This is a genomic window from Neobacillus citreus, assembly GCF_018343545.2.
GTDB lineage: Bacteria > Bacillota > Bacilli > Bacillales > Cytobacillaceae > Neobacillus > Neobacillus citreus.
Genome location: NZ_JAGYPE020000027.1, coordinates 22,882 through 35,223 on the forward strand (window position 1 = coordinate 22,882; position 12,342 = coordinate 35,223).

Here is a 12,342-nt window from a genome sequence, read left to right on the forward strand (position 1 = left end):
ATAATAGGATGTAGTAACCTAGCAAAATTGAATAGAGATTGGCATCGGTGCCTTAGATGAAGTGTCATACTGCCATCAGGGCACCCTTTTTGCTAATAGGGAGTGGAACTCATGAGGCTACAACGATTACCTGCCCAAGCCTTGGCAAGTCAGCTGATACCAAATGTTGATGAAGGGTTAAGAGAGGCATTGAAGGTTCCGGACCACGTCAAAAGCTTGGGGCTGGTTACCAGCACAAGTGATGATGTCGGCTATACTGCGATTGATGAGGCCACCAAAATGGCCGCGGTGGAAGTCGTCTATGCAAAGTCTTTTTATGCCGGGGCCGCACATGCTTCCGGTCCATTATCGGGAGAGTTTATTGGGATTTTAGGCGGGGCTACACCGTCTGAAGTAAAGAGCGGCTTGGAGGTCGCTGTAAGGATGATCAATGAGGGTCCGGCTTTTTATGCGGTGGACGAGGCTGGGAATCACGCTTACTATGCCCATACAATTTCTCGAACTGGTTCGTTTTTATCGAGTTTAGCCGGGATTGAAACGGGGGAGCCGCTCGCATATTTAATTGCTCCTCCTCTTGAGGCGATGGTGGGGCTGGACGCAGCGTTAAAGGCGGCAGACGTAAGGCTTTGTGTTTTTTATGGACCGCCGACAGAAACCAACTTTGGCGGGGGGCTTCTGACAGGAAGCCAATCCTCCTGTAAAGCAGCAGCGGAGGCCTTTGCGGACACGATTCAAAAAATAGCTCAGTCTCCCCATAAGATGTTTTAGGATAGATGGTAAAAAAAATGAAGGAGGTTCCAAAAATGGGACGAGAAACGTCGGCATTAGGAATGATTGAAACAAAGGGATTAGTGGGAGCAGTTGAGGCTGCGGATGCGATGGTGAAAGCCGCGGATGTTAGTCTGGTAGGGAAGGTTCAGGTAGGGGGCGGGCTTGTAACGGTATTGGTCCGCGGTGATGTTGGTGCTGTCAAGGCTGCTACAGATGCAGGGGCAGCCGCAGCGTCGAAGGTGGGAGAACTCATTTCCGTCCATGTAATACCAAGGCCGCACTCCGATATTGAACTGATCCTCCCGAAGCTGGAAGGGCAAAGCATAACGTAAATGGCGGTTGGGAGTGTTAAAAATGGATAAAGGGCAGCTGCAGAAATTGGTAGAACGGATTGCCCGTGAACTTATCGAACAAGAGACTCCTAGAATAAAAGTCCTGTTTGTATTTTGTGACAGCTCAGCGCACGAGCCCTTTGTTGACCAATTGATGGTTCTAAAAAAACATCCAATAGATTATGATTTCCTGTCGCTTGACGGTGAGACGTCAGGATGGCTTGGGGGCAGCTATATCCAAGCTACCGGGGCAGGGCAAGTAATAGCAGCGGACGAGTATGCCAAAGCACCGATTGAGCTGCCGAAGGATTATGATGCCATTGTCATCCCGGAAATCGACTTGGATAACGCCGCCCGTGTCTGCCAAGGATTAAAGGGTTCTGTGAAATCGGAAATCATCTTTGCGGCCCTCGTTCTTCAGAAACCGGTCATGGTTGGCGGTGATTCTTCTGGTATCAAGCGGGCCGATCGCCGGACCTTAAAAACACTGGATTTACCGCTCCCACTAAAGAAACGATTTGAGTCCTATAAACAGGAGCTCACCAACCTTGGTATTCGTTTTTTCAAGCAATCCTATATGCATAAAGAAATTATTAGTTTGTTTTTCCAAGAAAAAAAGGACCAACAATCCGGGGAGACCTTTATAGGAAAGGTGTTAACAGTGGAATGGCTTACTGGGAATCTGGGAATCTCGAAGACTTTGATGATCAGGCAAGGGACGATCCTGACGCCGCTGGCAAAGGATTTTCTGAAGGAAAAAGGGGTAAAAGTCATTGAAGAGGGGGCGGATGGATGATTCTTGGGAAGGTCATGGGCAGCATTTGGGCTACTCAAAAGGAGGATGGCATGAGCCAACTGAAGCTGCTGATCATTGAGCCCATCAACTGGAAAGGGGAGCCGGCAGGGGCTCCAATTATTGCTGCTGATCGAATTGGGGCCGGCCGCGGTGAGCGTGTAATTGTTTCACGTGGCAGTCCGGCAAGGACTATTTTTTCAAAAAATGCCCCGATCGATGCAGTGGTGGTTGGAATTGTCGATTCCCTCGAGGTAGGCGAAGGGGAAGAATAGCGTTTAAAGGTGTGAAGAATGGATGGAGAAAAAGCAGCGCGTCATTCAGGAATATGTACCGGGGAAGCAGCTGACATTGGCACACATTATAGCCAATCCTGATGAAGCCTTATATACGAAGCTTGGAATTGGTCAAGCGGGGGCGATTGGAATTTTGACATTGACACCAACAGAGACCGCCATAATTGCAGCTGATATTGCTACCAAAGCAGCAGATGTCGATATTGGGTATTTGGACCGCTTTACCGGATCGCTTGTCATCTGCGGAACGGTCTCTAATGTAGAAATGGCCATCCAAGCCATCAATCAATTCCTGAGCAGGCATTTGAAATTTGAACCAGCGGAGATCACTAAGTCATGAAAAAAGGGAAAGTGATGTTAATTGGTCCAGTTGGGTCAGGAAAATCTACGTTAACCAAACGACTGCTTGAGGACCCGACACCCGCTGTCAAAACACAGGCACTAAACTATATGGATTGGATCATTGACACACCTGGGGAGTATAGTGAAAATCCATTGTTTTACCGTTCTTTAATCGCGACAGCATTGGAAGCGCGGATTCTCCTAATCATTCAAGACGCAACTCGCCATGAGCAGTTCCTGCCGCCGAATTTTGCACAGGGATTTCCGTTGATTCCTATTGGTGTCATCACCAAAATAGACCATCCAAATGCGGATTTGGAAAAGGCTGAAAAACTGCTGAGGCAAGTTTTGTCAAATCATTCAATATATAAAATTTCGTCCATCACTCTTGAAGGAATACCGGATTTGAAGGCGGCCCTATTGAATCTTATTTGAATTTTTAGGAGCGGTACAGATAGCGGTCTGGAGGGGCTTTAGATTGAGCTTGGAAGCAATAAAGAGTGTCGGCATTGATATTGGCACAAGTACAACGAAATTGATTTTAAGCGAACTGACGTTAGGCAGGGTGTCGAGTCATTTTGCCCTGCCACACTTTGATATTATTGATCGAAAGGTCACCTATGTGAGTGAGATTATTTCCACTCCTTTGAAAAATGTAGATGAAATTGACTTGCTGACATTGGCGGGCTGGCTTGAACAGGAATATCGACGAATTGGACTGTCACTATCGGAGATCAAGTCGGGTGCGGTAATCATAACGGGGGAAACGGCGATTAAGAAAAATGCTGATGCTCTGCTGCATTATATGGCGGAACGATCCGGGGACTTTGTGGTAGCGATAGCCGGAGCCAGCTTGGAAGGCGTATTGGCTGGACGGGGATCGGGTGCCTCTGAGTACTCAAAAAAGGTGAAGGGTATTGTCGCCAATATCGATATCGGCGGCGGTACTGCCAACGTTGCCCTTTTTAAGCAAGGAAAAGTGCTGGATACGATTACCTTTCATGTTGGCGGCCGGCTGGTCGAAATCGATTCTGCCGGTGAAGTCTTGGCGGTATCCCAGTCTTTACAGCCTTGGCTTTTTTCTAAAAACTACTTGCTGGAAAAGGGGATGCGGCTTACATTAAAGCAGATTTCTGACCTTTCTTCTGGTTTGTGCAAAGACATGCTGGACTGTTTAGTGGGGAAGATGCCTATAGGTACCGTTAAGGCGTTGGTTCACAGTGCTTCGTCGGAAACACTTCCGATGATTAATGATGTTATGATTTCTGGGGGGGTTGGGAGGCTGGCACTGGAAGGGCCTCCTCCGACATTGGGTGAGGCAGCGAAATATAACGACATCGGCCCGATTTTGGCTGCAGAACTGATGAAAGCTTTAAAAAACTATCCTTTTTCCGTAGTGGAGTCTTCGCAAACTTCGAGGGCAACGGTCATCGGGGCAGGCATGCAGACAACGAAAATCAGCGGGGCGACGATATCGATTGCTCCTGAGCATCTGCCGCTAAGAAACATCCCAGTAGTTAAAATGAGCTATTCAGAAACGGCTCTGGAGCAGTATATTGAACGGCTTTTTTTTCAAGGAAAGGAATTGTTCCATGAAAATTCTAAAGTGCCGTTTGCGATTAGTTTAGCGGAAATGCCCTATTTGCCTTATTTAAAGCTAAAGGGGCTGGCGGAAGTACTCGGAAAGGTCTACGCACGGCTTTTTCCTAGGGCAACAGCTCTTGTTGTAGTCTGTGAAAATGATATGGCTAAAGCCCTGGGGCAGGCGCTGCGACTGCAGTTAGCGGCTGATATGGACGTGATTTGTATTGACCAGGTGGTGGTTGAGTACGGCGACTATATTGATATTGGCGAGCCGTTGAATGATACAATGGTGCCCGTTGTTGTGAAGACGCTGGCGTTTTAGCTGGATGGCGAGTAAAATCTGGAAATCGACGAGTAAAATACCAAAGTTGACGAGTAAAATGGGGAAAGCAGCGAGTAAATTGGCCGAACTGACGAGTAAAATCGGAAAACAGGCGAGTAAATCCTCGTTAACCCCTTAAAAGAAAAAGAAACTGGGAGGTGAAGTGAAATTTGAAAACCAAAATTACTTTACTTAATAAAACATATCAATTTAATAGCTTAAAAGAAATTCTAGCGAAGGCGAATGAGGAAAAGTCGGGGGACCAATTGGCGGGTATCGCCGCCAACGACGCTCAGGAGCGGCTTGCAGCACGTCACCTCCTGGCTGATTTGACCCTGAGCGACATCCGCAATAACCCAGTGCTCCCACCTGAAGAGGACGAGGTTTCCCGCGTCATTGAAGAATCTATTAATGAAAAAATCTATCAATCTATTGCCAATTGGACTGTCAGCGACCTGCGTGAGATCCTGCTGGCTGAATCTACAACAAATCGGGAAATCAGCCGGATCCGCCGGGGACTGACGAGTGAGATGGTCGCTGCCGCAGCTAAAATCATGTCCAACCTGGATTTGATTCAGGCAGCATCTAAAATCGAGGTCGTGACCCAGTGTAATTATCCGGTCGGCCATAAAGGCACGCTTGCTGGCAGGGCCCAGCCGAATCATCCCACTGACAGCATTCAAGGAATCAGGGCCTCCTTATATGAAGCGCTCAGTTATGGAATCGGTGATGCAGTTATCGGGATTAACCCAGTTATTGATTCAGCCGAAAGTGTAAAACAAATTTTACAAATGACTAAAGAGGAAATCGACCGCTTTCAAATCCCTACGCAAAATTGTGTGCTTGCACATGTCACGACCCAGATGCGCGCCATCAGAAATGGTGCGCCGTCTGATTTGCTTTTTCAAAGCCTGGCGGGAACGGAAGCAGGGAACACAGCGTTTGGCATCAGCGTCGGACTGTTGGATGAGGCGAATGATTTGATCCAAAAAGAGGGAACGGCAGCAGGGCCGAATTTGTGGTATTTTGAGACGGGACAGGGGTCGGAGCTTTCATCAGATGCACATCATGGCATTGACCAGGTAACGCTCGAAGCCCGCTGCTATGGGCTTGCAAAAAAATATAAGCCGTTTATCGTCAACACCGTAGTCGGTTTTATTGGGCCGGAATATCTCTACAACAGCAAACAGGTTATCAGGGCCGGGCTTGAGGATCATTTTATGGGGAAGCTGCAAGGAATTCCCATGGGTGTCGACGTTTGTTATACAAACCATATGAAAGCCGACCAGAATGATATGGAGAATCTCGCCGTCCTCCTTGGTTCGGCCGGTGTCAATTTCCTCATCGGCGTTCCGATGGCGGATGATTGCATGCTGAATTATCAATCGACCAGCTTCCATGACATTGCTTCTGTCAGAAGGGTGCTGGGCCTAAGACCTTCGCCATTTTTTGAAAAATGGCTTGAGAAGATGGGAATTATGGAGAGCGGAATATTAACCGAGCGAGCCGGTGATCCGACATTGTTTATGTAAAGAAAGGAGGGGGAGAGAGTGCAGGAGAATGAGATTGAATTTATTGTTCAAAAAGTAATGGAGGAACTTCACAGGAACTTTCCCGATGAAACTAAAGCAGAAGAAATTGCGAAAACCAATGAAGAAGGACTGATATTTACTGAGAACGACTGGAAGACCTCTATTCCGGCAGCTGTATATCAGGAGGGGGTATCTGATTTAATTGCCTCTACACCGGCTAGGATTGGCGTTTGGCGGACTGGAACCCGGCCGCTCACGAAAACGATGTTAAAGCTGCAGTTTGACCATGCGGCGGCAATTGATGCGGTCGGGGGCGAGGTCCTTGAAAAAACCCTGGCGGAATTTGATTTATTTACCGTTGAAACATGCTATGAAAACAAGGAAACGTATCTAAAAAGGCCTGATAAAGGGCGCATCTTAACCGATAATGCGGTTAGGGCCATTAAGGAAAAATGCAGCCATCACCCGCAGGTGCAAATTGTCGTCTCAGACGGACTAAGCGCTAGTGCTGTGGAAACCAATTTAATGGATGTTTACCCGGCCTTACTGGATTCTTTGAAAATCAATAACCTTTCCGCTGGAACCCCGTTTTTTGTCAAAGGGGGCAGGGTAGCTTGCATGGATCATATTGGCGAGATTCTTGAGCCGGAGGTGTTGGTCCTGTTAATCGGCGAACGGCCTGGGCTGGTCTCGGCTAGTTCGATGAGTGCCTATATGTGCTACCGGCCGCGAAAAGGAGTGGTTGAATCCGACCGCAATGTCATTTCGAATATTCACCCGCTTGGAACTCCGCCTGTCGAGGCTGGTGCTCATATTGGTACTGTCCTTAAGAAGATGCTTGAGCAAAAGGTGAGCGGAGTAAAGCTGGAATTATAGTGTTATTCTATCTTTCTATTGGGATTTTATAATGAAAGGAGGGTGGGGGGATGGAGGTTGTAATCGGCTTTGCACTTGTAGTCATCACTTTAGTGGTCGGTACGGCCATTGGCATGCATGCGAATAAAAATGTAAGGGCCTTTAAAGAAGAAGAGCATGAAATCTTTGTTGGAAAGGATGACTAATAATCAGTCAGAAAGGGGTAGAACAAATGAAAAACAAAGACCAACAATTGTTGGAGGATAGGAAGCAGCTGAACCGCTATGGCTATGCCCAGGAATTACTGCGGGATATGGGCGGATTTTCCAACTTTGCGATTTCCTTTTCGATTATTTCCATCTTAACAGGGGCTGTTTCTCTCTATGGACATGGGTTAACGTACGGCGGCCCGGGTATGATGGGTTTTGGCTGGACGATTGTGGCCTTTTTCGTGATGCTGGTGGCCGCATCACTTGCCGAGCTGGCTTCTGCTATTCCCACTGCAGGTGCCCTGTATCACTGGGCCGCCGCCTTAAAGGGGGTTCGGATTGGCTGGTACACAGCCTGGATTAATTTAATCGGCCAAATTGGGATTGTGGCCGGAATCGACTACTCTTGCGCCTTATTTGCAGACCCGCTCCTAGCAACCGTTTTTGGATATACCTCTACCGATACCACCACTTTAATTGTCTTTGGCGTTATTCTCCTATTACACGGAATCCTCAATCACGTTGGGATTAAAATCGTCGCAAAATTAAACGACTTTTCAGCCTGGTACCATATGGTCGTTGTTGCTATTCTGGTTGTCAGCTTAGCATTTTTTACAAGAAACGGCCTACAGCCGGTTGATTACTTATTCCAGGTAGGGCAAACCTTCTCCGATAAGCCTTATGTTCTGGCCTTTTTAATCGGATTGTTACAGGCACAGTGGACCTTTACTGGTTATGATGCGTCTGCCCATACGATTGAAGAAACAGTCCACCCACGTGTTCGCGCTCCATGGGGCATTTACAACTCCGTTGCGTTTTCATTTGTGTTTGGATTTATCATGCTGGCATTTGTCACGCTTTCGATTCATGATGCGGCCGGTGCGGTGAAATCAGATAATGCTTTTATCTTTGTTATTAGTGAAGCTCTGGGCGGCACCTTTGGAGCAGTCGTGTTATGGCTAGTGACATTTGCAATGTTCTTCTGCGGCCTTTCGTCGATTACTTCCTTTTCGCGGATGATGTATGCTTTCTCAAGGGACAAAGGAATGCCGTTCAGCCGCCATTGGGCGGAAATCAGCCGGAAGTTCCGGACACCGGCAAAGGCGATTTGGCTGTCTGTGATTCTTTCGTTTGTGCTGGCGTTGATTGATTACATTACGAAGCTGGTGAATCCGGATGCAGGTTACTCCACCATCGCCTTCCTGACGGCAGTAAGTGTGGTTGGTTTGTATGTTGCCTATGGGATTCCCATCTATCTCAAGCTGCAGGCAGAGGCTAAGGGGATCTTTCAGCCAAAGCATTACGGCCCTTGGAGTCTTGGAAAGTGGAGCAAGCCGATCAATATTCTCAGCATCCTTTGGATTATCTTCATTTCTATCATGATGATCATTCCCCCTAACCAAATGGCTGCCTATGCCTTGGCGGGAATGTTTATCTTGTTAATTATTATGGATTTGACTTATTATAAAAAGCATTTCAAAGGCCCTCAGTCAGCACTCGAAAAATCAATTGATGAAATTAGAAGACTGGAAGACGAGTTTGAACATGGGAAACATTAATTAAAAAGAGGTCAGGACCTTTCAGACGTTGTGCCGGGGTCCTGACCTTCAGAGTTTTCCTGATTAGAAAAAAAAGAAAAGGCGGACCAGCCGCCTTTTGATTCTTTAACCTCTTTTACGGGATTTAAACACCCACATGTTGCCGTCTTTCCAGCAGCTTTTCGTTTGATGTCTGCCGTGGCCTGTATTACGCCAGTTTGTGCATTCCAGATTATGCGTTAAGCGTCTTGAAGTTCTTTTTCTGGACGTGCGGCGTCGAGTTGTATTTCTGCTGGATGTCATCTTTCGACGACTAGAGGTTCGTCTAGAAGTCCGACTAGAAGTCCGACTAGAAGTCCGACTAGAAGTTCTTCTGTGGCTAGATGTCCCGCGATGACGGCCTGGATCCATAAACATGAAATCCCCGAATCCGCCGCGTCCTACGTCATCAGCAGCTCTTTGAATATCCTCTGGAGAAAATTCTCTTTCTTCCATTTGAAGCACCTCCTTTTTTACAGAAAAGGGAGTACGAAATGAATTGTGCATTATCTATTACACCCACTCCTCTTTTAACAATTTACGAATGGACGCTTGTCTTGGTCTCGGACAATAGCCTATTCAATGAAAAAATCAATAAACCGTGACATCCCTTTTACTCCATCATAGGTATAAAAGGAGGGGAGGATAGGGAATGGACGAAGCCGTAAAACTGCCAAACTATAAAATTTTTATAAAACCGAGCGACTTAAAGGAGCTTAAAAGGGATATATGGGTGGATATGCCAATCCCCGCACAGCTAAATATCGATGGCAAGAGATTAGAGGTAGATATCAGCTACCGCGGCTCCCATATTCGTGATTTTTTGAAAAAATCGTATTACATTTCTTTTTATAAGCCTAAAAAATTCAAAGGCTCCAGTGAAATTCATATAAATGCTGAGTATAAGGATCCTTCGTTCATACGGAATAAATTATCCTTCGATTTCTTTTCTGAGATTGGTGTCCTGGCACCATATTCCCGGCATGTCTTTTTGACCCTTAACGGCAAACCGGAAGGAATATATTTGGAAATCGAATCGGTGGATGAAAATTTTTTAAGAAGAAGAAACCTTCCCGCTGGCAGCATTTATTACGCCATTGATGGCGATGCGAATTTTTCATTGATGAGTGATTTGGATAAAGCCGTGAAAAAGTCATTGAAATCAGGCTATGAAAAGAAGTGTGGGAAGTCGTCCGAGGATAAGTTTTTAGAAAGGTTTATTTATAACATTAATACGATTCCTAGAAGTGAATTTGAGAGGGAAATTATTAAATATATTGATGTTGAAAAATACTTGCGGTGGATTGCGGGCATCATCTTCACGTCCAACTATGATGGTTTTGTCCATAATTATTCGCTTTACCGAAATGGTGAAACAGGGCTATTCGAGGTGATGCCATGGGATTACGATGCCACCTGGGGGAGGGATGTTAACGGGAAGGTGATGGGGGCGGATTATGTTCCGCTTAAGGGCTATAATACGTTAACGGCAAGAATTTTGGATGTGGATTCGTTTCGAAAGCAGTATCAAAAGCTGCTGGTTGAAATTATGAATCAGCAGTTTACATTGGGATTTATGTTGCCTAGAGTTGAAAAGGTGCTTGGGATAATCCGGCCCTATGTCCTGCAGGACCCCTACAAAAAGGACTCGATCACACAATTTGACCAGGAGCTTCGGGTAATCACGGAATACATCCTTGAAAGAAGAAAATATATCGAACGCGAAATAGTAAAGCTTAACTAAATTAGGCCGCAGCCTTTATGACTGCGGTGTTTTTAAAAGAACCATCCAATTTCGGATGGTTCTTTTATGAATTTAAAGGGAAACTTTCCGTCCTTCCCTCGAGGAAAGCCGAATCGCATCAAGCACCCTTTGTGTTTCATGGCCGTTCTCAAAATTAGCTAGATTAGGGTGTTTAACACCTGTCACTAGAGTTTCGTACAGGGCATCTAGAGAGCGGTTAAAGCCGTTATAGTAACGGGCTGCGACCGCCGGCATTTCTGCAGGGGCTGTTATATCAGGTACTAGCTCAACTGCTTCAAGAGGAGCATCACCTGAAGAAAGCAGAACCTGGCTATCGTCTAACATAACCATTGTTCCTTCTGTACCAAAGACCTCTAAACGCCATGAATTGGCGGTTTGGCGGACTCCCGACACAAATTCCAACGTTACTGTAACCCCGTTATCAAGCTTGCCAATAACCTGAAATGCATCATCGGCTGTACGGATTTCGACTGTTCCATCCCCAGAAGTATAGGTTGGTACATGGATAGGAAGATTAGCAAACACTTCATGAAAATGACTGTCAAGCCACCACTGAAGAGAGTCGGACATATGCGAACCAATTGCCCCAAGCATCCCTCCGCCAGTCTCCGCTTTGGCCAGCCAGCCACGTGGGTTGGATGAAAGATAGGCATAATTCGGAAAAGCAGCCAAATAACGAACGTGTAAAACTTTACCCAAGCTGCCGCTGTCCAAAATTTCCTTCACCTTTGTCCGGGCAGGTAGGAAGCGGAATTCATGATTAATGATCCCTAGTTTGTTTGCTTGGTTTTTGGCTGAAATCATTTCCTCTGTCTCCGACACATCTAAGCCCATTGGCTTTTCACAGACCACATGCAGACCTTTTTCATAAGCAGCCAGTACCATTTCTTTATGTAAATGAACAGCTGAAGCTACAACAACAAGGTCGAGTTCTTCCTTCTCGAGCATTAATCGCCAGTCAGTATAAACATTATCTATACCGCTCGTGTTTCGGACATTCTCCACATTTCCTCGTGAAACACTTGCTATTGCGGTTACCTTAAATCCGTCATGAAAGTTCATCATCGGTGCATGCACTTTAGCGCCGAAACCGGTTCCGATAATTCCTGCCTTAAATTTCTTCATGTGTAAAACCCCCTCAAATTTAGGATAATTTAAGTGTAATAGGAACTGGTAGTTTGTGCTAGATAGAAGAAAAAATTTTCCTATATGAACTTATACCAATTAGCGGAACCTTTTAGGATAAAAAACGTAATACATGTGGAAATGAAAAAAATGGAGGATTAAAATGGAAGTTTGGATAAAAGATTTTATTGAAAGCTATGGTTACATAGGGGTATTTTTGCTGATCGCTCTTGAAAATATTTTCCCGCCCATTCCTTCGGAGGTCATCCTGACCTTTGGCGGTTATATGACCTTGGATACCAGTTTGAACGTTACGGGAGTCATTATTGCCTCAACTTTAGGTTCTGTATTTGGTGCGGTAATTTTATATCGTCTCGGAAATTTTTTGGATGTGGAACGGTTTGACAGAATCATTAAGCGGTATGGAAAATTGTTACGACTAAAAAAGGAAGATTTATACCGCGCCAATGCCTGGTTTAATAAATATGGTATTTGGACGGTTTTCCTGTGTAGGTTTATTCCGCTAATTCGCAGTTTAATTTCAATCCCCGCTGGAATGGCCAACATGAATTTTTCTCTTTTCCTAATTTTCACAACGATTGGAACACTGATTTGGAATACTGTCCTGATTCATCTAGGTGCAAGCTTGGGAGAGAATTGGGAACTTATTACGGAAAAAATGGATAATTTCTCTAACGTAATTTACGGGATTCTTTTCGGCCTATTAATGGTGGGAGTCATCACATTAATAAGGAAAGGCTTACTTTTTTCGAAATGAAGAAAGAAACAATTTCTTAAACTGCCTCGCCTGCTGGGGATAATTATTTATATTTTTGGAG

15 protein-coding genes are annotated in these 12,342 nt (G+C 45.6%); 13 read left to right on the top strand and 2 right to left on the bottom strand.

Annotation, left to right across the window (positions count from 1 at the left end; translation table 11 throughout):
• Positions 1–111: 111 nt before the first annotated feature.
• The 11 genes from eutL (at position 112) to KHB02_RS15500 (ending at position 8,595) form a co-directional block, all read left to right on the top strand.
• Positions 112–768, top strand: coding sequence for an ethanolamine utilization microcompartment protein EutL (gene eutL / locus KHB02_RS15455; RefSeq protein WP_213148205.1), 657 nt, complete (start codon positions 112–114; stop codon positions 766–768).
• A gap of 35 nt (positions 769–803) precedes the next feature.
• Positions 804–1,103 carry a BMC domain-containing protein gene (locus KHB02_RS15460; protein ID WP_213148206.1) on the top strand — a complete coding sequence of 100 codons (300 nt, stop codon included), beginning with the start codon at positions 804–806 and terminating at the stop codon, positions 1,101–1,103.
• Between the two features lie 22 nt (positions 1,104–1,125).
• Complete coding sequence (locus KHB02_RS15465; RefSeq protein WP_213148207.1) at positions 1,126–1,899, top strand: hypothetical protein; 774 nt, start codon at positions 1,126–1,128, stop codon at positions 1,897–1,899.
• Positions 1,896–2,171, top strand: a complete 276-nt coding sequence (locus KHB02_RS15470; protein ID WP_213148208.1) for a EutN/CcmL family microcompartment protein — start codon at positions 1,896–1,898, stop codon at positions 2,169–2,171. The genes KHB02_RS15465 and KHB02_RS15470 overlap by 4 nt, the downstream gene beginning before the upstream one ends.
• Positions 2,172–2,193: 22 nt before the next feature.
• The gene (eutS, locus tag KHB02_RS15475; protein WP_213148209.1) at positions 2,194–2,532 is read left to right on the top strand and encodes an ethanolamine utilization microcompartment protein EutS; all 339 of its coding nucleotides are present in this window, start codon (positions 2,194–2,196) and stop codon (positions 2,530–2,532) included.
• Positions 2,529–2,969: a EutP/PduV family microcompartment system protein gene (locus tag KHB02_RS15480; protein WP_213148210.1), complete on the top strand. Its 441-nt coding sequence runs from the start codon at positions 2,529–2,531 to the stop codon at positions 2,967–2,969. Before eutS ends, KHB02_RS15480 begins: the two co-directional genes overlap by 4 nt.
• 43 nt (positions 2,970–3,012) lie before the next feature.
• Positions 3,013–4,440, top strand: coding sequence for an ethanolamine ammonia-lyase reactivating factor EutA (locus tag KHB02_RS15485; protein WP_213148211.1), 1,428 nt, complete (start codon positions 3,013–3,015; stop codon positions 4,438–4,440).
• Positions 4,441–4,610: 170 nt separating this feature from the next.
• Positions 4,611–5,972 (top strand): ethanolamine ammonia-lyase subunit EutB, encoded by a 1,362-nt coding sequence (locus tag KHB02_RS15490; protein ID WP_213148212.1) that lies wholly within the window; start codon positions 4,611–4,613, stop codon positions 5,970–5,972.
• 57 nt (positions 5,973–6,029) lie between these two features.
• Positions 6,030–6,848 carry an ethanolamine ammonia-lyase subunit EutC gene (gene eutC / locus KHB02_RS15495; RefSeq protein ID WP_213148240.1) on the top strand — a complete coding sequence of 273 codons (819 nt, stop codon included), beginning with the start codon at positions 6,030–6,032 and terminating at the stop codon, positions 6,846–6,848.
• 50 nt (positions 6,849–6,898) lie between these two features.
• Positions 6,899–7,033, top strand: coding sequence for a hypothetical protein (locus KHB02_RS29795; RefSeq protein ID WP_277398268.1), 135 nt, complete (start codon positions 6,899–6,901; stop codon positions 7,031–7,033).
• 26 nt (positions 7,034–7,059) lie between these two features.
• On the top strand, positions 7,060–8,595 hold the full coding sequence (locus tag KHB02_RS15500) for an amino acid permease (RefSeq protein ID WP_213148213.1): 1,536 nt from the start codon (positions 7,060–7,062) through the stop codon (positions 8,593–8,595).
• Between the two features lie 105 nt (positions 8,596–8,700).
• Here the strand turns inward: KHB02_RS15500 and KHB02_RS30050 are convergent, their stop codons facing one another.
• Positions 8,701–9,120, bottom strand: a complete 420-nt coding sequence (locus KHB02_RS30050) for a CotG/ExsB N-terminal domain-containing protein (protein ID WP_420848087.1) — start codon at positions 9,118–9,120, stop codon at positions 8,701–8,703.
• Positions 9,121–9,265: 145 nt separating this feature from the next.
• Between KHB02_RS30050 and KHB02_RS15505 the strand changes: the two genes are divergently transcribed.
• On the top strand, positions 9,266–10,357 hold the full coding sequence (locus KHB02_RS15505; RefSeq protein WP_213148214.1) for a CotH kinase family protein: 1,092 nt from the start codon (positions 9,266–9,268) through the stop codon (positions 10,355–10,357).
• A 72-nt stretch (positions 10,358–10,429) separates the two neighbouring features.
• Here KHB02_RS15505 and KHB02_RS15510 read toward each other — a convergent pair whose 3' ends face one another.
• Positions 10,430–11,503: a Gfo/Idh/MocA family protein gene (locus tag KHB02_RS15510; RefSeq protein WP_213148215.1), complete on the bottom strand. Its 1,074-nt coding sequence runs from the start codon at positions 11,501–11,503 to the stop codon at positions 10,430–10,432.
• A gap of 163 nt (positions 11,504–11,666) precedes the next feature.
• On the opposite strand from KHB02_RS15510, the gene KHB02_RS15515 reads away from it, so the two are divergent.
• Positions 11,667–12,281 carry a DedA family protein gene (locus KHB02_RS15515; RefSeq protein ID WP_213148216.1) on the top strand — a complete coding sequence of 205 codons (615 nt, stop codon included), beginning with the start codon at positions 11,667–11,669 and terminating at the stop codon, positions 12,279–12,281.
• Positions 12,282–12,342: the final 61 nt, after the last annotated feature.

Excerpts from the sequence above, each read along its gene's own strand:
- KHB02_RS15480 (WP_213148210.1), top strand. The coding sequence starts at position 2,529 with ATGAAAAAAGGGAAAGTGATGTTAATTGGTCCAGTTGGGTCAGGAAAA.
- KHB02_RS30050 (WP_420848087.1), bottom strand. The coding sequence starts at position 9,120 with ATGCACAATTCATTTCGTACTCCCTTTTCTGTAAAAAAGGAGGTGCTT.
- KHB02_RS15500 (WP_213148213.1), top strand. The coding sequence starts at position 7,060 with ATGAAAAACAAAGACCAACAATTGTTGGAGGATAGGAAGCAGCTGAAC.
- eutL (WP_213148205.1), top strand. The coding sequence starts at position 112 with ATGAGGCTACAACGATTACCTGCCCAAGCCTTGGCAAGTCAGCTGATA.
- KHB02_RS15465 (WP_213148207.1), top strand. The coding sequence starts at position 1,126 with ATGGATAAAGGGCAGCTGCAGAAATTGGTAGAACGGATTGCCCGTGAA.
- eutC (WP_213148240.1), top strand. The coding sequence starts at position 6,030 with ATGGAGGAACTTCACAGGAACTTTCCCGATGAAACTAAAGCAGAAGAA.
- KHB02_RS15515 (WP_213148216.1), top strand. The coding sequence starts at position 11,667 with ATGGAAGTTTGGATAAAAGATTTTATTGAAAGCTATGGTTACATAGGG.
- KHB02_RS15470 (WP_213148208.1), top strand. The coding sequence starts at position 1,896 with ATGATTCTTGGGAAGGTCATGGGCAGCATTTGGGCTACTCAAAAGGAG.
- eutS (WP_213148209.1), top strand. The coding sequence starts at position 2,194 with ATGGAGAAAAAGCAGCGCGTCATTCAGGAATATGTACCGGGGAAGCAG.
- KHB02_RS29795 (WP_277398268.1), top strand. The coding sequence starts at position 6,899 with ATGGAGGTTGTAATCGGCTTTGCACTTGTAGTCATCACTTTAGTGGTC.
- KHB02_RS15505 (WP_213148214.1), top strand. The coding sequence starts at position 9,266 with ATGGACGAAGCCGTAAAACTGCCAAACTATAAAATTTTTATAAAACCG.
- KHB02_RS15460 (WP_213148206.1), top strand. The coding sequence starts at position 804 with ATGGGACGAGAAACGTCGGCATTAGGAATGATTGAAACAAAGGGATTA.
- KHB02_RS15510 (WP_213148215.1), bottom strand. The coding sequence starts at position 11,503 with ATGAAGAAATTTAAGGCAGGAATTATCGGAACCGGTTTCGGCGCTAAA.